We start from the raw sequence: 18,522 nt of genomic DNA on the forward strand, positions 1-18,522 counted from the left end.
AAAATTAAATTGTGACAATCATTTCCATAGTTTAATATTAATGTAGACGTTCCTTAAATACTTTTATCGGAAGGGTTAAAAAATGAATTATGATGAGTTGTCAGAGAAGGGATTTCCTCGGTTCATATGTGAGAGTGTTATAGATAGAGTACCGTTGGACCCGTGGGATATGAAATTTCAATATCTGGATAAACCCCGTTTCGATTATACAGGTCAAGTAGTGGTCGATGATAAACGAGAACAGGACATTGATGAGCATGGTAACGTTACATTAAACGAAAATATCGAAGAAGTTCTTGTTATTGGAGGCGACACCTATGACAATAAAGTATTAATCACGAGATGCGGCTGGGAAGGGCGATGTGTCTCATTGATCTTTGTAATGGAAAGTCATTTTCCTAAAGAAGAAAAGTTACATATCTGGGCTCCAACATTCGACGAACTCTTTGATGCTTTTCTTCAAGACCCATACGGACCTGATACTCATGTTGAGATAATGGAAGAAATGATTGAAAAGATTGGTAACGGAGAAAAATTCGATACCTTTGAGTTAGTTGATAAATACGACCCTTGCAAAGATATCGATTATGATGAATGGGTATTTGCACGATACCCCCAAGACTCCATTGTTTTTCATCCTGCTGTCTATCATGCTTTGATGAGGCAAATCATGATATCAGAAGATGTTGTTTATGATAAACCTTATCATGATGGTCGTAAGCGACCATTAAAGGAATTCAAGGAGAAACTAAATAGAGCTCGTTAAGCAGCCGCTGTGAAATGAAAATAAAGTTGTTTAATTTTTAATTTAAGATACTTCAATATCCTAAAAAATATAACAATAAAGTCGTTTGAAAATCTAAATTTTATTGAACAATCGCTCCCTATACTTAAGTAATGATTGTACTTTTATAGCAACTTCTTTTGGTTTAACTTATTTTCATAAAAATGTTAATATTAGTGAAAATAACTTATTAATAAGGGGACTACTTAATGACGAAGATTGAATTTGGGATTCTAAGTAGCGAAAAAGATGAAAAAGCAATTGTTAAAAATATTAATGACTATTTAGCGTCTCTAAATAGAACATTATCCAAACAAAAAAACAAGAGTATGCTTGATGCTCGGCTTCCTTATATTTACAAACATTTTTATTGGAACCTAAATAAGGCTGAGAGAGTTTATTTCGAAATTTACCCTAACAAAGATATAGAAGGAAAATACAGATTCGAAACAAAGAAGAATTTAAACTGGATAATCTTTTTTAATAAACTAGATCTAGTAACGGGAATTGAAAATCAGGAAAAATATATTAAAGATATATTAGAAGCTACCAAGTTTGAATTTCAATTCCTTAAAGAATCTCTTGAAAGCGTAGAATGACACTATTGAGGTTCAAGTTTCTTTAAAGGCGTTCCTCCATTAAATGGCTCGTTTGATGAATAGTATGACTAACATTTTTAAATACCTTTATTATTTTTCAAATGATTTTATTAAAAATTAAACAACTTTATTATCTGTATACAGCCGCCGAATTATCGGAGTTGACCTATGTATGAGTCGCTTATTAAGCGGCTTTTTTTATTACAGGAGACATTAGGGTGAAAGTTCAACTAATATAGAAATTCTACGCTTTTGCATCAGAGCAATCGGGATGAGCTAGGGAAAGTTTTTCCCTTTATAAGAACACATTTCATGATTTCGCGCTATATTTTCAAAGCTACACAAGAAGCCCATAAATGCGGCAGAAAAAGAATAGGAGGTGTTGTGTATGCAACCCTCCACTTTTTAAATATTCATAATGGATTATACATTAGTTCTGGATTTTTTTGTTATTAAACTAAACTGCCGCGTTAGTTGAATAAGAAGAGAAGAATGTTATTCTCCTTTACAATTTATTGTAAACATCTGCGTAAGCTACTTTCAGTTTTTCCCTTAATTGCTTGTTTTCCTCTTCCAACTTTTGATTTTTTCTTTTTAGGGATCCAATGAGAGCATCTTTGTTGTTTTCGTTCATTTCTCGCTTTACTTGTTTAGGGGTAGGTACTTGTGACTGTTGATTTCGTAATGTTTCAATTCTCGAACGGAAGTCTTTGTTGTTATACAGTGTTGCTTTTGATACATCAGCTTCACTGGATACACTGTTAAAGTTTATTTTTTCATTAGCCTTTATAAGCCTTTTAATGGCTTCATCTACCTTTTGATATGTGTTAGCTTTACGATTGGCATGAATGGCTTTCAAGTGGGCAGAACGGTCATATTTAGCCATTCTTAGCACCTACTCTCCGTTTCATGCGTTCTTGTCTACCAAAGATGATATTTCCTTCTTGTAAGGTATTTAAGATGTTTAGATAGCGTAGAAGATTCTTTTCATTTTTCTCTGCAATATCTTCTCGACCTCGTTGTTTCGCTATCTCAATAGCTTTTGTAGCTGTTTTGACATGAAGTTCATACTTTTGTTGATCTAACTCTGAAAAACCTACCGCTAAGTCTTTACATGGTGTTTGGTTGTCACCACAAGTTAGACATGGGGGTGCTTCCATGTGAGGGCAATTTCCATTTAGACGAGCGTGGCACGTTCCATAAGGGTTGTCCATCGCATTTAGCTTATGGTCTTGCCATAACGCATCCAGTATGTCTGTAGGTATATCTTCTCCTGCTTTGATTTCTTGCACTTCACCGTTTAAGTCGAAATTAAAAACTCCTTGCTTGATAACCGATTCAAATGCTTTTCTTTTTGTATCGTCTAATAGCTTGGCATACCGTAATGTCATTTCGGGAGATGCGTGAGCCAATAATTCTTGTACAGTTAGTATATCAGCACCACCGTTTAACATTTTTACACCGTAAGTGTGACGGAACTGGTGAGTTTTGAAATGAAACAAGTTTCCATTTTCGTCTGTGATGTTCTTTTGTTTGGCTAAAATATTTAGTTGATCTCGAATCCACACTTGCAAATAGGGTTTACCTTTTCGTTGACCACGATAGCGAACAAAAATATACCCTTCGGGATTATTCTCTTGATGACTTAGTTCTTCGGATTTATCAATAAGAACGGCAAGTATATTGGCTAACTCAACGTCTATTGGAATCCGATGCCCTTTTACATACGTTTTTTTAATATCTGTTTCAATCGAATATTGACCATTGAGTTTGACTAAACAATCATTAGTTAAGCCTAATACATCTGATATTCTAAGTCCTGTTTTAAAAGCTATCCAAACAACGGGTTGAACATCTTTATGCAAATCATTGATGTGCGTAAATAATTGCTCTAATACAGAGTCGGGAATATAATCAATTTGGTCAATAGACTTTTTTCGTAATTTTGGTTTATCTTCGGGGGAAATCAATAGTCGCACATGGGTTTCGGGAGCCATTTCATACTCATATCGTTGAATATCTTCAAGAAACTTTTGCAAGGCTGATAATGATGTTATTACATTTTGTTCAGGATACAAGTTTTGATTCCTTGAATTGTTTTTAGCGTATTCATGTAAATATTCAATGTACTTTTCAATATGTGTTCGTTTTAAAGTTTTTAAATCCTTCCATGTGGGTTCTAATGCAAATATAAACGTAAAGAACTTTGATAGATTTATAACATAATTTAGTGCTGTACTCCATGAGAATTTATTTTTACTAATTAACCGTTGTTTACAGTATTTTTTGACTTGTTCTCGAACCTTTTCGTCAATTTTTGAGAAGTCGAGGTAATAACTAACATTACTTTTGTTGTAATCAATACCGTATTTATCATGCAATACACGAACATCCCATCTATCTTTTTCCCATTCTTCTCGTTTATCTGTGTATTGGAATAGAAAAGTGTAAACAGTTCTTAAATGAATTGCTACACTTGATTTACCAACAGTATCTTTGTAAATTATTCTTTTTCTAATTTTTTTCGTATTTATTCCCTTTTCATTAAGCCAAAACAAATACTCACGTTCTGCTTTTTCAATGTCTAAATCCAATAAAGATAATAGTTTAGGATACTTTTCGTTTAAGAACTCCGTCATTCTTTGTAATGGGCTTTGAGTCATAAATATGCTTTTGATTGTCCACAAATCATTAAACAATTGCTGATAATAGACATATCTCACTTCTAAATTGATTGAAGGGTTACTCAATCGAAAACGAATATTTTTATTTGGATAGGTAAAGTTCGCTACGACTTCTTCGAACTGTTTTATTTCACCTACAACGTTAATATTCCACTCGTCATTGACTAAAAAATATGGGGTTTTTATTTGTTCAATTGAAACCGAACCATCTTCATGTACTGTTTTTTCGGGATAAGTTGAAAGTTCTCTTTGTATTCCTTCGTGAAAGCCTATTTCTTCTGTACGAAAACTTTTGATGTGTTTCATTCAGTACCTCCTTTTAGTTATCTTTCTTTAGGTTAAATTCGGATTGTGCTTTATTCCAATCTTCCCGAATATCTTCATTCGAAGGATGTAGGTACAGATTCATTGTTGTTTGAATTTGAGAGTGACCTAATCGTTCTTGCACTTGTTTTATATCCTTTGTTTTCTGATAGTAAATTGTAGCGTGTGTATGGCGAAATAAGTGAGGGTGTAGGTTTATCCCTGTTTTCTTTTTTAAACGCTTAAATAGGGATTCTACGTTCCAATATTCCATTGGTTTTCCTACATCTTTTCCTCGCAGTTTTACAAAAACAAAGTTTGAATCCAATTCTAATTCATCAAGCACCTCATACAAGTAATCATCATATAAATCCATTAAGGACTGCGATACATAAATTTCTCGTTCACCTGTCTTTAACATAGCACCGTTTTCTAATTCCCCACGATCTATCAAACGAATTCGATGTCCCTTTGCATGATCAAAAACAAAATCCTCCATAAAAAGAGCGAGAGCTTCTCCAATACGCAATCCCGTTTCAAATAACAATTGAATCAAGAAAGTGTCTCGTATATTCGTTGTTGCTTGTAATACTTGTTGTACTTGTTCTTTTGTGAGTGTATCTACTCTTTTGCGTGGTTCTTTTAATTTCAATATGTTTCTGATTGGTGGCTTGTCCTGATTTACATGGTGTAAGAAACTTTTGTAACGTGAGTTCCCCCTTGTAAACACTTGTTTCATCAACTTTTCCATCATGTCATTTTTTACTTCTTCGTTTCGAAATAAGTAATCATAGAAGTTTGCTATAACTGTAATTGTAAGGTTAATTGTTTTTTCCGTTCGCTTTGCTTTCTCTTGTTGAAGGGGAGTGACTTTTGAACTCTCATAAGGACTTCTTAACCACCCCACAAACTCTACTAAATCTTCTAACCTAATATACTTATAATCTTTGTTTGTTTCTTTTAAGTAGGTAAAAAAATGTTTTAAGGAATAACAATATGTTTTTTGAGTATTAGGGCTTTTTCCTGTCCTATCTAAATACTTTATATATTTCATAACTGGCATTACAGGGAATCCCTCTTGATCCAATAATATGTATCTCTTGTTGTTATTCTCTATGAGAACCTCTTGTACTTTCATAGCACTCACCCCCTAAAATCATATTAACGCTCGGTCTAAAGACCTCACTACGCCTCCCGCTATGGGCTACGTCCTCCACTTAAAGTGTACATACTTTTCTGGATATTATATACATATTAAACTATATTTTCAATATCTGTATAACTAATCTAATATGTATAAGAAAAGAGGATATATGCTCATATATTGAACATAATATCCTCTTATTAGTTTAGTCTATTTAAATCATATTGTAGTAAGGCTCTTTAAAGTTGTTTAATTTCTAACCTTTTAAATGAGTTTGTAGACAAATTATTGAGATTCTTCTTCTAGAAAATTAAAATCACCATCAATAAGATTCTGTAAATACTCATCAAAGCTGTTTGCAATCACTTCATATTCATCAGGGTCGTGCAAAAAACGGATTATTTGACCACATACACCTTCATCAGAAGGGTTAAAATCAATATAGAGTCTTGATGTTCCACCATTGTTCATACAGTCTGAAAAATGAATATAAGTGCCAGGGAGAAGTCCTTGTGGATTTATCTTAGAATCAACAGCATCCTCTTCATCTTGGTATTCTAAAAGATAGGAGACGTCTTCTCCTTCTTTTGAACTTTCGAGCATCTGCTGTGTAGAAAGTAAATAATATGGATACTCTTCAACATCTGAACCTAAAATACATACCGCAACTTTGTTTTCTCCATATTTCCGCCAATATGTACCATCGATATTTTCAAGTAAAGAGATTAATGATTCTGGACAATTCGGATATTTCAACCTTAATATATCAATATCCTCTTTTGTAGCACCGCACGCTTTATTTAGTGCTTCGAGATCATATGTTGATAATGCTGCTCTCAAGCCTTCTAAAAATTTGTTTACCAAATTCATTATTTTATCCTCCCAATAATCAAATATAAATTTTTTAGTCTATATACTTAACATAAATAAGATTTGGCCTTTAACTGTTTTCACATCTAATTTAATTAGTACTATTACGCTCTAGCTCTTCTCGATTAAAGTATTGTTCTAGTAACTCTTTACCTGTTTTGATTGTAGTATAGTACTCTCCACCATACAGTTTCCCTTCTGATGGATTGTGAAAATCTTCGTATTTCTTGAATTCTTCATTTTCTTCAAATGATTTCTTTGCAAGGTCCATGTCTTCTGCTTCTATTTTAGCAAACAATCTACCTATATCGAATACCCCTTCTTCATCAATACTCTCTTCTAAAAGGTAGTGTTCCTCTTCCTCTATAGGTGTTAATTTACTTTTTGTAACAGAATATAAATGTTTCGTTTCTTCTACTTGTACCATGATAAAAATCCAACCAACTCTTACAACCGTACATGGTGCCAACCCTTCAAATGTAAATGCAACTACCTTTTGGTCTTTCACAAATTTCCCCATCTTACCTACCCCTTAATTCGTTTATTTTATACTATAACCATAGTCTCTTAAACATTTATCTGCTCTAAGTGAATCTCATCTTTTTATATTTACATTCCTTCAACTATCGTTTTTAATTTATTCACAGTCCGCGAATTCCTAACTGTAGCTGGTGTATGTAGCTTCTGAAACAGACCCATTAATTTAGAATTTCGAATGCTATTTTTGAAAAATAAATACACAACTTTTTCATGTATAAAACAATCTTCAGTCTCATTTTTTTGCTTAAGCAGATGATCTTTTTCTTTTTCAGAAAGTTCATTTGCTAAGAAGGCAACATGTATACTTTCCCCTTCTAACAATGAATCGGCTTCATAGGGGCATCTTTTTATCATATTTATAAATTCCTCATGTGTTCTTAACATGACTGGAACATCAAAACCAAAAACGTTTTTAATTTCCGATTGTATTCGTTTATTTAAAAAATCAATATCTTTTTCAAATTCGAACACGATATTACCGCTTTGAATATATGTTTTTACTTGTTTTAACTCTATTGATTCAAACATTTGTTTTAATTCCGCCATTTTGATTACCTTATGCCCGCCTACATTGATTCCTCTTAGTAATGTAATATAAATTGTCATATTAATCTTCCCCATTTAAATGAGCTGAACAATTGAGTTGATTTTCACTCGCATATTTCTCGGATATTTGTTTTAATTCCTCTAACATATCATGTATAGATAATACCTCAAACAAAATGATAGATTCGCTTGAAAAGTGATGATGATATTGATTTGGTTTACAATGTCATAAATCATTTTTATAATCCCAAAATTTTTTGTCTAATTCATCAATCAGTTTAAAATGTTCTTCATCTATTTCATTACAATTATTTCTTAATATAGAAATTACAGAATGAACCGTTCGCTGTAATATCTCTTTTTTATTTTGTGACCAGTCCCATGTTTCAATTGGTGCTCGAGCTAAATTATCTATATGATAAATAATTTGCTGCAATATATGGAGTTGCTTCTGCATGGCTAAAAAGCTTCTCATTTCCTTCTTTGTATGTCGATGATATTTCCAATCTTTTTGTTCATATTGAACAAATTGTACCGCTTTATGTAATGATAAATTTAAATTAGATAGATTATGAGTTGTCTCTTTCGTTATAACTTTCCCTTCAATTAATGCATTAAGCCATTCCTCCATAATATTTGCCGTTTTAACAAATAGCTCCTCTGTACATCCCGAAATGGTTTTAAGGTAGTGTGGTGGAAAAATGAAAAAATTCACTAAAGTAGATACTATAATACCAGTAGATGTAGTAGCTAATCGAATTAAAAATGCAGTGAAATAATGATCTGCCGTAATCGGGATCATTGCAACAGCAGTTAATGTTGCGACTAACGTTCCCGCATGTAACTTTAGTTTTTGACATGTAACGATTGTAAACATCGCTGCTAACGCATAAGAAAGAGCCTGATGACCTAGGGAAAATGTGAAAGTCATTGCATACGCCGATCCAATTGTTGAAGCTGGAAAACGAATTAGCCCTTTTTTTATAGAATCCGTTGCAGTTGGCTCAATCGTTACAATAGCCGTAATGACAGCAAAAATAGTGGGTATATTGAAAAATTCACAAACTAGAACTGTAAGAAAAACTGCTATTCCGGTTTTTATCACCCTTCCTCCAACAATATTCCATTTTCTAACTTGATTCATTTTGTATTTCCTTCATTTCTATTTCATTTATATATATACTCTACATTATATATCGTACTAAATAAAAAAACTTACTACTTTGTTATGCAAGAGTAAGTTTTTTTTATCGTTATTTCATGATGGACAAATGCATTATAATTTGTTGACCAATTGGTCCCATTCTTCTAAAGCCTTTATCTTGGAAGCCGACTTTTTCATATAAATTTTGTGCAGGAATATTTTTTTCATTCACAGCAAGTACAACTTCATTTTTCATCGGAAAATAACGTTTTACAAACTTTTGTAATAAAGCCAATGACTTTTTAGCATATCCTTTTCTTTGTCTATTTTGATTTATAGAAAATGAAGTTAAAAGTAGAGCGTTTTCATTATCTGTGAACTCCTGTACTCTATCTCCCGTTTGCAAGGCGAAAAGACCAACAGGTACCCCATTGTAATCTAAAATAACAATCACATTTTTTGTTCGATCACTTTTTGCTTTCTCCAATAATTCACCTGGATCTGATGTGAATTGAACTTGTTCACTTGGTAAAGTAAATGTTTGTATAACTTCTTTATATTTCTCTTTATACGGAACTAATTGAATTTCCCCTGTATGTATGTTCATGCTAAACTCTCCCATTTTTCAACTTATTAACTTAAACCTTGCTGCGCTTTTGAATGCACTTTTCCATCTAAAAAGGTAATTTCAACTAATGAAGTTGGATCGCTTCCCTTCCATAAAAAAATTTGTTTAATTTGTGTAGAATCTTCTACACCTTCTTCTATAAGTAAATTACCATCAAAACCAATTACATCTTTCACTTCAATATAAGTCATTCCTTCATTTATATTCGAGAAATGATTTATATTGATAGACTCTTTCTTCTCACTTTCCAACACAGTAGAAGAAGTCGCTGTTTGTTTTTTCATTTCTTTCTTTTGTTCACACGCTGTCATACTGAAACCTAAGCATAAACTACATACTATTAATGCGCTTTTTTTCATCATAACAGTTGTCCCTCCCATCATAATTAAACCATATATTTCCTTAAAAATAAACTGAATATTAAATATTATATTAAAAAATCCCCGTACAATTAAGTACGGGGTTAACTTTATTTATTCAAATGATTATTTGATTGGTCATTCTGTTCTTTTCTTAGTTCTTGTTCTTCATCTTTTGGTAATTGTTTATCATTATCTTTAATTGGATTCGTTTCTCGATTTTCAATCATGTCATTTGGAACTTGTGGCATTACTCGGCCAACAATTGCTGCTAACTCATCAAGTATACCTTCACCTGTTTTTCCTTTTTTTATTTGCTTTCCAATTTGTTTGAGTCGTTCATACGTATCAACATCCGCTACAACGACTGCATTAGCACCATCCGGATCGTTTTTTAAACTTTCTGCCACAGAGTATTTAATGGACTCAACACGAGTTCGATCGAGTTTCGCTTTTACATCAATACCTACAATAGCATATTTGCCGACTACTACGGCTGTTGCATCATTCACACCTGGCACACTTGCGGCTAAAGATGCTAAATGGTCCGCCGCTTTTTCATTTGGCTTATTTGGTTTGTTTGTATAATTAACATTTTTCATCGAAACATTTTTTTGCTCTGGTTTTTCGTTTGGATTGTCCTTTTTTCCAATACTGCATCCTGTTATAAAAAAGCAAAGCATCAACATATATATTAAGATCTTCATTATTCTCACCACTTTACTATTAAAGTTTAATCATAAATTTTTTCAACAGCTTGCATTTTCTTCACTTTTTCCTCTGCTCCACTATTTGCATTAATGAAAATTTGGTACGTATCTTTCCCTAAAGTACCTACAAATTCATAGCAAAGTACTTCATTATGCAAATCATTTACAACTACGGCTTTACGTTCTTCCATAACTTTAACATCGGGATTGATTTTCTTTCTTGCTTCTGCTGCAGTTAGCTTTGCGGAGGGAACTGTTCGTTTTTGGTGTGATGCTAAATATTCTTTTGCAGAAAAACCAACGATAGAACCATCATCTAAAGCAATTTTCATTTGAATTGCTTCTGGATAAATTCGTATACCATTCTCATTTACTACATACGTAAATACACCAACGTTATCATATTGTGAGCTATCAAAAAGCTCCATATTATTAAACTTGTGGTCCTTTAAAAATTTCAAACCTTTACTTCCTGCATCGTTTAAACTAATTTTCTGTTCTTTAATTTCTCGGTTATTCATAACCCAAATTGGATATCCGCCTTTTCCGGTAATATCCATATAAAACTCATTATTCGTTGCTGGATCTTTAATTTTCACACTATAGAAAGATTCTTTCGCACCTTTTCCGCTTTTCTCAACATCTACTTTTTCATTTCCTTTTAAATTCAAAAATGATTTTGCGATTTTCGCCGCTTCATCTTTAGAAATTGCTTTTCCTTCTGCTTCAAATCCGCCTTTTTTATTTTTTTGCGCACTAGTAAAGGTCGGTCCGAAGTTTGTAGACGAATACGATGTTACGTTTTTCTCTACTGTTTTTAATCCATCAATAATTGTATTGTCTGCAGGATCATGATTTGATGCGAGTGCCATCTCAACATCCATCCAGCGTAAATTATTTTTCAAAACAAGATGTTGTACTTTTCTTAGTTCATCTTGTATATTGCCTGCATTTGAATATAAAGTTTCCAACGTTTTGTATTCTTGATCATTTAACGGCTCTTTTTCTAAATCACGAATGGCTGCACGGTAACTAAAATCACCGATATTTGCTAAAAATTCTTCCGTTTTATTAAAAGGCATTAATGTTAAAGGCAGTTGTCCTACATCCGAACGAGCTACAGATGTTATTCTCCATACGTCTGCTAATGCAGGTGATAAAGATGCACGTGAATTCATCGCAAGCGTTGTTCCAATTTTGTCGTGCAATAAATCAACCTCATACGCTAAATCATGAAACGCACGTTGATAGCTATTTTCTGCTCGAATTAATACTGCATTCTTCTCTTGGTGCTCTTTATAGCCCCAGTATCCAGTTCCAACTACACCGATTGTTAATAATACGATTACAATACCTCGTAACACAATTCCACCTCCGCTCTATTTACAGAAAATATGTTTCCCAATCTTTTTAATTTGTGGACGAGTCCAAATCCATTTACTTGTTGCGGTATCTGGATTGAAATAGTACAATGCATTTCCTGTTGGATCCCATCCATTAACTGCATCTAATACAGCTTTTTTCGCTGTTTCATTTGGCGTTAAATATATTTGTCCGTCTGCTACCGCTGTAAATGCTCTTGGCTCAAAGATTACACCCGAAACGGTATTTGGGAATGATGCACTTGTAACTCGATTTAAAATAACCGCAGCTACTGCAACTTGCCCTAAGTACGGTTCACCACGAGATTCTCCATATACTGCGTTTGCCATAAGCTGAATGTCATTTTGAGAATAACCATTTGGAACATTTGTCCCTTTATTTTGAGATGGTTTATTTTCTTGTGCAGTACCACCACTATTTCCTTTATTCGTTGTCGTTCCTTTATTAGCTGTTGACTTGTCATACTTCGTTGCTTTTACTAGCATTTGCTTCGTTTTAGCTCCAGTTAAACCATCAACAGGTAATCCAAATTTCTCTTGAAAATTTCGAAGTGCCCAGTATGTACCCCATCCGAAAACACCATCCACTTTTCCCGTATAAAATCCGTTATATTTCAAACGAGATTGCAGTTCAATGACATCTTCGCCAGATGCTCCTCTTTGAATGACTTGATTAGAAAAAGCTTCAACATTTTTTAGTTGTATACTACTGACCATCAAAGATAGTCCTATGAACGCAAGTAAAACTGCTATTTTAAAAATAGCTTTTTGGCGCATGATTTTCCCTCCTTAATTATGTAAATGATTTCTTGGTTATGTTTTGTAAAAGCCTCGCTTTTATGTAAAGAAGACAAAAAAATCCAAACTCATATCGTTGAAAAAATATGTAAACAATATAAAAAAAGATAAAAGGAGTTCATCATGAAAAAATTGTTAAAGCGTATCGCACTCGTCATTTTGTTCATAACTACATGTTCAAATATATATACTGTCCCATCAATTGTTCATGCGCAGCCTCCGTATGCCAAATGGGGGAAACTTGCTGTAGAAAAGACGAAAGAACAATACCCAAAAGCGGAGATTATTGATTACCTTCATATAGGTAGAAAACCGAAAACCGTTCAAATAACAGTTGAAAAATTTAAATTGTGGCTACGTGAAGATGGAAAAGAATATGGTGTTTTTGTTGATGTAGAATTTGAAACGAAAACGGAGAAATTTATAAAGATGTCATTTCAGAAGACGAGTAGATAAAATGAAAACCCCACTGTTTATATTTTAAACAGTGGGGTTTTTTTTACATTTATTTATAAATTAAGTAATAAGGTAACGAAACGCTAGAAGATTTAATCGTAATCTAAAAGTAATATCATTTTTACACTCCTCATACTTGCTCTTTCATTAAATGTAATTAGAATGCTCATGTATATGCTCAATAAATAATTTCAATGGAACGAGTCCGCGTTTTGGCATATGACTACTTATTACAACAACAAGCTCTAGCTGCGGAATGATAACGATGTATTGTCCGCCATATCCCATAGCAAAATACATACAATACGGTATGTGAAATCTTTCGTTATTCAATACCCACCAGTGATATCCATATCCCCGACATGTTCATACGTTTCAAATAGAGGTGTACTTGATTCTTCTAACCATTTCGAGGATACAATTTCATTCCCCTGCCAATATCCATTCTGCAAACATAATATTCCGAGCTTTAATAAATCTTTAGATTTCATTTTCATACCGAAGCCGCCGACATGTATTCCTTGGGGATCTTGCTGCCACTCATATTCAGTAATTTCTAATGGATCAAATAAATATCTTTTCGCAAACTGTCCTGTCGACATTCCAGTAGCTTTTTGGATAATGTAACTAAGTAAATGCGAAGAACCTGAGTTATAATTCATTTTTGTAGCGGGTTTTTCAATTATTGGTTTTTCTAATATGTACTGCACCCAGTTTTCCGATTCTACAAAATCATTTGGGAACACTACTCCATTTCCGAACTCTTTCCAATCCTCACCTGTTGTCATCGTTAATAGATGATAAATTGTTAATTCGTTTTTTTCTTCTGATATATTTGGAATCCATTTTGTAATTGGTGTATGTATATCATTTATATATCCTTTATCGATTGCAATACCTACTAATATGGACACAATACTTTTTGTAATCGAATTTATTTTATATAAATTACTTGCACATTCTATCGTTTTATAATATTCATTTGTTAGCTCACCTTTTTGATAAACGAGAAATGTATTTACTTTTTTCTTTTCAAATTTATTTTCTAGTTGCTTGAAATCCAACACTTTACCTCCAATTAAATCATTACCTTATTTATTATATCTTGTAGCTTTAATTAAAACATAAATGTGTTCAAATAAAAAACAAACCTGCCAGTAATAAACTGACAAGTTTGTTTTTTATAATTTCGTACGAACATTCCAAAGCTCTGGGAAGAAACATTGATCAAGTACCCTTTTCAAATAAGATACACCAGAAGATCCACCTGTTCCCATTTTATGACCAATAATACGTTCTACCGTTTTCATATGACGGAAACGCCATTGTTGTAGCCAGTCTTCAATATCGATTAATTTTTCAGCAAGCTGATATAAATCCCAATATTTCTTCACATCGGCATACACTTCTATCCATGCCGCTTCTACCGTTGCATCTTCTTCATAAGGCTGCGTAATATCACGGTTTAACACATCTTTATGAATAGGGAATCCTTCTTTTACAAGAGCTTGAATTGCGACATCATACAAACTTGGTGTATGTAGCGCTGTATGAAGGCGAGCGTGTAATTCTGGGTCTTTTTCATAAATTTTTAATGCGTGCGGCGTTTTATAGCCAAGCGCATACTCAATCATACGATATTGATACGATTGAAAACCAGAAGCTTGACCGAGTGAATCACGAAACTCAATGTACTCTGATGGCGTTAATGTCGCAAGAATATCCCAAGATTGAATAATTTGCGACTGAATTTTTGATACACGTGCTAACATTTTAAAAGCTGGTTGTAATTTATCATTTTTAATAGATTCGATTGCTGCGTTTAACTCATGTAAAATAAGCTTCATCCAAAGTTCACTTGCTTGGTGAATCACGATAAACAACATTTCATCATGATGATCTGATAATCTCTTTTGAGAAGATAGTAAACTATCTAATTGTAAATACTCCCCGTACGTCATATTCTCTTTAAAGTCCGTATGAATTCCTTTTTCCATAATTACCTTTTCATTTTCTTTCATATTAGCCAAACGCCCCTTTGCCCCTTTTTATATAATTCTACTTATATTGGTCTAATAACTGCTCGAACTGGACTTCCATCTGCATCTGTTAAGGCAAGTGGTAATGCGATTAATTCATAATCACCGTCTGCTACATTATCTAGTACGACATTTTCTAAAATGTGTATACCATGTTTAAACAATTGGTGATGCGCTGCTAATTCTTTATCGTCTAATGGATCTACTGATGGTACATCTACCCCAATTAAACGAATTCCCTTTTCAGAAAGAAATGGTGCTATATCAGCACGTAAATGCGGGATTACATCTGGGAATTCATTCGCTTTACGATGTGAAGCTGTGCGTAACAACAAGCGTTCTACGCCTTCTAAATGAAAGGTTTCTAATTCCTTTTTCCCAATGCTTTCAAGATTAGAAACATCAATGATCCGCGCTGGACCGACATAAACTTGAACATCTAAATCTATTACTTTCTTTCCATCATTATCAAAATGAAACGGTGCGTCAATATGAGTACCTGTATGAATACTCATCGTTAACTTTCCGACATTTACTGAGCCACTCTCTTCTTTTGACCATGAAACTTCATACGAGAACGGTGTATCACCTGGCCAAGTAGCAATATCATTATTTAGCGGTTGTGAAATATCAATCCACTCTGATGTTTTCATGCTCATGCCACAACCTCTCGCTTATTTTCAAACTGCTTATACTCTTCATCTTTCATAATTTTCTTTAATATTTGTACAGATTTCCACACTTCTTCGTATGTGTTATATAAAGCGACCGGCGCAAGTCTTACTCCATTAGGTGCACGGAAATCAGGGATAACTCCATTTGCTTTTAGCGCTTTACATATGCGTGCTGCTTCTGCATGCTCTAAATAAATATGCCCGCCTCGTTTTTCATCTTCTAATGGATTTCCAATTGTAAATCCAAAGTCTTTTAATTCATGATTAATTAAATTAAGCATGTATCTTGTAATATGTAGCGATTTTTCACGTAAACGTTCTATTCCAGCATCTTTAAATATTTCAAGAGAACCGATTAAAGGTGCAGTACTTAATACGTGAGGTGTACCAATTTGATAAGCACCTGCATGATCAGCTGCGGTTAAAGTATGTTCCATATCAAACTGCTTATCTTTTCTAGAACTAAACCAACCAGATAATCCTGGAAGTCTATTAAAATGCTTTTTATTTATATAAAGCCCCCCAACTCCACCAGGTCCTGCATTTAAATATTTGTAATTACACCAAATTGCGAAATCAACATTCCATTCATTGAAATGGTGCGGAATAGAACCAATTGAATGGCATAAATCGAATCCGATATGAATACCACGCTTATGTGCTTCCGCTGTTAAACGTTTCATATCAAGAATTTGACCGCTTCTATATAGTACAGAAGGTAATAAAATTAACGCGATATCATCTGTCATTGCATGAATAATATCATCTTCAGAAAGTGTTCTACCATCTCGGCTCTTCACTCGTACTAAATGCTCATCTGGATCTAATCCTTTTAAACGAATTTGACTTTGAAGTGCATAAATATCTGATGGAAATGTTAATTCATCAGCAAGAATTTTTGTATGTATTCCTTTCGGCTCATAAAATGTCGCAATCATTTGGTGTATATTCGTCGTCGTGGAACCGGTTACAATTGTTTCTTCCGGTAAAGCTCCAATAAGAGGTGCAGTCAATTCACCTAATTTCTCTGAAAGGAAAAACCACGGATGCTCACCTTCAGTCCAGCCGTCAATTCCATACTCTTTCCATGAATGTAGCAACGTAAGTAACGATTTCTCTGCTCTTTTTGAAAGTAGTCCTAATGAGTTTCCATCTAAATATATTGTTCCTTCTTTTTTATAGAATTCAGTTTGAAAATCTTTCAGTTCATCATGTTTATCACATTCAAGCGCATATTCATAAGTTGGTTGAAATGGTTCTTTATACATGGTGTCACCTTCTTTTAATTTTCTTTTTATTCTAACTAATTGAAATATATCACCTTAGTTGATATAACGTCAATGATATTATGTCAGTTGACTTTATATATGCATTTCTTTTACAATACTGTTATATTTTCAGATATTTCAGTACAAAGAGGTGGTTCTTTGAAAAACAATACTCTTTCATCAAGAAAACACCGCTCCTTAGAAACAAAGAAGAAACTATTACACGCTGGTTACACTATTTTTATACATAACGGATTTCAAAAAACGACTATTACACAAATTATTAAACATGCAGAAACTGGTTATGGAACGGCATATGTATACTTTAAAAACAAAGATGACCTCCTTATCGTTTTAATGGAAGATGTCATGAATCAATTTTATGATATTGCTGAGCGCTCCTTTTCACCTCAAACGAAAGAAGAAGCACATAAAATGATTCAAAATCAAGTTAGAGCATTTCTACAACTAGCAGAAAAAGAACGAGCTATATTGCAAGTTGTACAAGAAGCAATCGGATTATCAAAAGAGATACGTCAAAAATGGGACGAGATACGGGAACGCTTTATAAAAAATATTACGCAAGATATTACATACTCTCAAGAAAGTGGATTAGCTCATACTGAATTAAATGAAGAAATTGTAGCACGTGCTTGGTTCGCGATGAATGAGATGTTTCTTTGGACGATTGTGAAAAATAATAAAGAATTAGAATTAGGAGAAATTGTGCATACATTGACGGAAATGTATACGACTGGGTTATATAAATAGCACACTCATTTATATAGGTGTACTATTGTATGGTTTATAAAAATATTTTATCTGGTTATGGTGATGCTAAAAGTGTTTTTTTAAATAACGGGAATGTTTTAGCAATATTTCCAAGGTAAGAAAAGCGAACATAGTCTTACCACATCTGAGATTGCTTATTGGATAACAAAAAGATTTTGTATTGATAAAGAAATGTACCAAACAGCAACTACTATTTTTAATGAGAAAACTTCAAAAAATAAGCTGTTACTCAACATGTTAAGTAACAGCTTATTTTAAATATTTCATTAACGATACAGCAATACAAAATAGCGATGTAAGTAAAAGTAACAGCCCCATATCCTTATTCCCTTTTTCCCCCTTCTTAACGTTTTGTATCCCCATACTAGCAAGCATAAAACTTAACAATAATTGCAAAATAAGCATACTTTGCTTCGAATCATCATTCCAACTGTAAATAGAATAGCCCATTACAATAATAGCGAGTATGAATGTAGTAATTCTAATCATAAAAACACCCCCTATTTAATACTATTGTTTTAACCTACTTACAATCCCAACTATAAATTTATATTCAATCCTCCTCTTTTTAACTTTCTTAAACCCTTCTTTCGTATCAAAAATAAAACACGTTTTCCGAAACCAAATTCGTACATATAAAGACTCAAAATAAATAGGTTTTATAATTCCTCGTTCCTCAAATTCAGTTCCATCTTTATTTTCAGTTTCCGTTCGAACGAACCACCTATTTCCGAAGCCAATTTCAATATACTTCACATAAGTCCACCTGCCGAAAATTATTTTCTAACTATTCTATTATTTC

At 33.2% G+C, this 18,522-nt stretch carries 20 protein-coding genes and 2 pseudogenes; 4 read left to right on the top strand and 18 right to left on the bottom strand.

Features of this window, described 5'->3' with window-relative positions:
- Positions 1 to 82 precede the first annotated feature (82 nt).
- Complete coding sequence (locus QCI41_RS03670; protein ID WP_353838295.1) at positions 83 to 766, top strand: hypothetical protein; 684 nt, start codon at positions 83 to 85, stop codon at positions 764 to 766.
- 227 nt (positions 767 to 993) lie between these two features.
- Positions 994 to 1,383, top strand: coding sequence for a hypothetical protein (locus QCI41_RS03675; RefSeq protein WP_353838294.1), 390 nt, complete (start codon positions 994 to 996; stop codon positions 1,381 to 1,383).
- Between the two features lie 505 nt (positions 1,384 to 1,888).
- Here QCI41_RS03675 and QCI41_RS03680 read toward each other — a convergent pair.
- From QCI41_RS03680 to sleB, 12 genes and pseudogenes are all read right to left on the bottom strand, one after another.
- The gene (locus tag QCI41_RS03680) at positions 1,889 to 2,269 is read right to left on the bottom strand and encodes a DUF6262 family protein (RefSeq protein ID WP_353838293.1); all 381 of its coding nucleotides are present in this window, start codon (positions 2,267 to 2,269) and stop codon (positions 1,889 to 1,891) included.
- Entirely contained in the window at positions 2,262 to 4,373 is a 2,112-nt protein-coding gene (locus tag QCI41_RS03685; protein WP_353838292.1) for a tyrosine-type recombinase/integrase, read from the bottom strand. The genes QCI41_RS03680 and QCI41_RS03685 overlap by 8 nt, the downstream gene beginning before the upstream one ends.
- A 13-nt stretch (positions 4,374 to 4,386) precedes the next feature.
- Positions 4,387 to 5,508: a tyrosine-type recombinase/integrase gene (locus QCI41_RS03690; protein WP_128294882.1), complete on the bottom strand. Its 1,122-nt coding sequence runs from the start codon at positions 5,506 to 5,508 to the stop codon at positions 4,387 to 4,389.
- 291 nt (positions 5,509 to 5,799) lie between these two features.
- A complete protein-coding gene (locus QCI41_RS03695) occupies positions 5,800 to 6,384 on the bottom strand; it encodes an SMI1/KNR4 family protein (RefSeq protein WP_353838291.1) in 585 nt (194 codons plus the stop codon).
- Positions 6,385 to 6,475: 91 nt separating this feature from the next.
- Positions 6,476 to 6,904 (bottom strand): hypothetical protein, encoded by a 429-nt coding sequence (locus QCI41_RS03700; protein WP_353838290.1) that lies wholly within the window; start codon positions 6,902 to 6,904, stop codon positions 6,476 to 6,478.
- A gap of 89 nt (positions 6,905 to 6,993) precedes the next feature.
- Positions 6,994 to 7,530: a DUF1697 domain-containing protein gene (locus QCI41_RS03705; protein ID WP_353838289.1), complete on the bottom strand. Its 537-nt coding sequence runs from the start codon at positions 7,528 to 7,530 to the stop codon at positions 6,994 to 6,996.
- Between the two features lies 1 nt (position 7,531).
- Positions 7,532 to 8,614, bottom strand: a pseudogene (locus QCI41_RS03710) (aromatic acid exporter family protein).
- A gap of 109 nt (positions 8,615 to 8,723) precedes the next feature.
- Entirely contained in the window at positions 8,724 to 9,221 is a 498-nt protein-coding gene (locus QCI41_RS03715) for a GNAT family N-acetyltransferase (protein ID WP_353838288.1), read from the bottom strand.
- Between the two features lie 26 nt (positions 9,222 to 9,247).
- Positions 9,248 to 9,604, bottom strand: coding sequence for a hypothetical protein (locus tag QCI41_RS03720; protein ID WP_353838287.1), 357 nt, complete (start codon positions 9,602 to 9,604; stop codon positions 9,248 to 9,250).
- 107 nt (positions 9,605 to 9,711) lie between these two features.
- Positions 9,712 to 10,308 carry a YhcN/YlaJ family sporulation lipoprotein gene (locus tag QCI41_RS03725; protein WP_046959610.1) on the bottom strand — a complete coding sequence of 199 codons (597 nt, stop codon included), beginning with the start codon at positions 10,306 to 10,308 and terminating at the stop codon, positions 9,712 to 9,714.
- 26 nt (positions 10,309 to 10,334) lie between these two features.
- Positions 10,335 to 11,675 (bottom strand): germination protein YpeB, encoded by a 1,341-nt coding sequence (gene ypeB / locus QCI41_RS03730; RefSeq protein WP_046959611.1) that lies wholly within the window; start codon positions 11,673 to 11,675, stop codon positions 10,335 to 10,337.
- Between the two features lie 15 nt (positions 11,676 to 11,690).
- Positions 11,691 to 12,470, bottom strand: coding sequence for a spore cortex-lytic enzyme (gene sleB / locus QCI41_RS03735; RefSeq protein WP_353838286.1), 780 nt, complete (start codon positions 12,468 to 12,470; stop codon positions 11,691 to 11,693).
- 144 nt (positions 12,471 to 12,614) lie between these two features.
- Between sleB and QCI41_RS03740 the strand changes: the two genes are divergently transcribed.
- Complete coding sequence (locus tag QCI41_RS03740; RefSeq protein ID WP_046959612.1) at positions 12,615 to 12,947, top strand: DUF3889 domain-containing protein; 333 nt, start codon at positions 12,615 to 12,617, stop codon at positions 12,945 to 12,947.
- Positions 12,948 to 13,094: 147 nt separating this feature from the next.
- On the opposite strand, the pseudogene QCI41_RS03745 reads toward QCI41_RS03740, so the two are convergent.
- The 4 genes and pseudogenes from QCI41_RS03745 to kynU all read right to left on the bottom strand — a co-directional run bounded on the left by QCI41_RS03745 (position 13,095) and on the right by kynU (position 16,928).
- Positions 13,095 to 14,011: pseudogene (locus QCI41_RS03745) on the bottom strand (serine hydrolase domain-containing protein).
- A gap of 117 nt (positions 14,012 to 14,128) precedes the next feature.
- Positions 14,129 to 14,968: a tryptophan 2,3-dioxygenase gene (gene kynA / locus QCI41_RS03750; protein WP_000661951.1), complete on the bottom strand. Its 840-nt coding sequence runs from the start codon at positions 14,966 to 14,968 to the stop codon at positions 14,129 to 14,131.
- A gap of 41 nt (positions 14,969 to 15,009) precedes the next feature.
- On the bottom strand, positions 15,010 to 15,639 hold the full coding sequence (gene kynB, locus QCI41_RS03755) for an arylformamidase (RefSeq protein ID WP_353838875.1): 630 nt from the start codon (positions 15,637 to 15,639) through the stop codon (positions 15,010 to 15,012).
- Positions 15,640 to 15,641: 2 nt separating this feature from the next.
- Positions 15,642 to 16,928, bottom strand: coding sequence for a kynureninase (gene kynU, locus QCI41_RS03760; RefSeq protein ID WP_353838285.1), 1,287 nt, complete (start codon positions 16,926 to 16,928; stop codon positions 15,642 to 15,644).
- A gap of 159 nt (positions 16,929 to 17,087) precedes the next feature.
- On the opposite strand from kynU, the gene QCI41_RS03765 reads away from it, so the two are divergent.
- On the top strand, positions 17,088 to 17,699 hold the full coding sequence (locus QCI41_RS03765) for a TetR/AcrR family transcriptional regulator (RefSeq protein ID WP_353838284.1): 612 nt from the start codon (positions 17,088 to 17,090) through the stop codon (positions 17,697 to 17,699).
- 270 nt (positions 17,700 to 17,969) lie between these two features.
- Here the strand turns inward: QCI41_RS03765 and QCI41_RS03775 are convergent, their stop codons facing one another.
- The gene (locus tag QCI41_RS03775; protein ID WP_046954090.1) at positions 17,970 to 18,209 is read right to left on the bottom strand and encodes a DUF3953 domain-containing protein; all 240 of its coding nucleotides are present in this window, start codon (positions 18,207 to 18,209) and stop codon (positions 17,970 to 17,972) included.
- 21 nt (positions 18,210 to 18,230) lie between these two features.
- Positions 18,231 to 18,476, bottom strand: a complete 246-nt coding sequence (locus QCI41_RS03780) for a DUF3977 family protein (protein ID WP_097857652.1) — start codon at positions 18,474 to 18,476, stop codon at positions 18,231 to 18,233.
- Positions 18,477 to 18,522: the final 46 nt, after the last annotated feature.

The sequence above is a fragment of the Bacillus cereus group sp. MG4 genome (assembly GCF_040460055.1).
GTDB lineage: Bacteria > Bacillota > Bacilli > Bacillales > Bacillaceae_G > Bacillus_A > Bacillus_A wiedmannii.

What these genes read in the sequence shown, in the direction of transcription:
- QCI41_RS03670 (WP_353838295.1), top strand. Translation starts at nt 83, where the DNA reads ATGAATTATGATGAGTTGTCAGAGAAGGGATTTCCTCGGTTCATATGT.
- QCI41_RS03675 (WP_353838294.1), top strand. Translation starts at nt 994, where the DNA reads ATGACGAAGATTGAATTTGGGATTCTAAGTAGCGAAAAAGATGAAAAA.
- QCI41_RS03680 (WP_353838293.1), bottom strand. Translation starts at nt 2,269, where the DNA reads ATGGCTAAATATGACCGTTCTGCCCACTTGAAAGCCATTCATGCCAAT.
- QCI41_RS03685 (WP_353838292.1), bottom strand. Translation starts at nt 4,373, where the DNA reads ATGAAACACATCAAAAGTTTTCGTACAGAAGAAATAGGCTTTCACGAA.
- QCI41_RS03690 (WP_128294882.1), bottom strand. Translation starts at nt 5,508, where the DNA reads ATGAAAGTACAAGAGGTTCTCATAGAGAATAACAACAAGAGATACATA.
- QCI41_RS03695 (WP_353838291.1), bottom strand. Translation starts at nt 6,384, where the DNA reads ATGAATTTGGTAAACAAATTTTTAGAAGGCTTGAGAGCAGCATTATCA.
- QCI41_RS03700 (WP_353838290.1), bottom strand. Translation starts at nt 6,904, where the DNA reads ATGGGGAAATTTGTGAAAGACCAAAAGGTAGTTGCATTTACATTTGAA.
- QCI41_RS03705 (WP_353838289.1), bottom strand. Translation starts at nt 7,530, where the DNA reads ATGACAATTTATATTACATTACTAAGAGGAATCAATGTAGGCGGGCAT.
- QCI41_RS03715 (WP_353838288.1), bottom strand. Translation starts at nt 9,221, where the DNA reads ATGAACATACATACAGGGGAAATTCAATTAGTTCCGTATAAAGAGAAA.
- QCI41_RS03720 (WP_353838287.1), bottom strand. Translation starts at nt 9,604, where the DNA reads ATGATGAAAAAAAGCGCATTAATAGTATGTAGTTTATGCTTAGGTTTC.
- QCI41_RS03725 (WP_046959610.1), bottom strand. Translation starts at nt 10,308, where the DNA reads ATGAAGATCTTAATATATATGTTGATGCTTTGCTTTTTTATAACAGGA.
- sleB (WP_353838286.1), bottom strand. Translation starts at nt 12,470, where the DNA reads ATGCGCCAAAAAGCTATTTTTAAAATAGCAGTTTTACTTGCGTTCATA.
- QCI41_RS03740 (WP_046959612.1), top strand. Translation starts at nt 12,615, where the DNA reads ATGAAAAAATTGTTAAAGCGTATCGCACTCGTCATTTTGTTCATAACT.
- kynA (WP_000661951.1), bottom strand. Translation starts at nt 14,968, where the DNA reads ATGAAAGAAAATGAAAAGGTAATTATGGAAAAAGGAATTCATACGGAC.
- kynB (WP_353838875.1), bottom strand. Translation starts at nt 15,639, where the DNA reads ATGAAAACATCAGAGTGGATTGATATTTCACAACCGCTAAATAATGAT.
- kynU (WP_353838285.1), bottom strand. Translation starts at nt 16,928, where the DNA reads ATGTATAAAGAACCATTTCAACCAACTTATGAATATGCGCTTGAATGT.
- QCI41_RS03775 (WP_046954090.1), bottom strand. Translation starts at nt 18,209, where the DNA reads ATGATTAGAATTACTACATTCATACTCGCTATTATTGTAATGGGCTAT.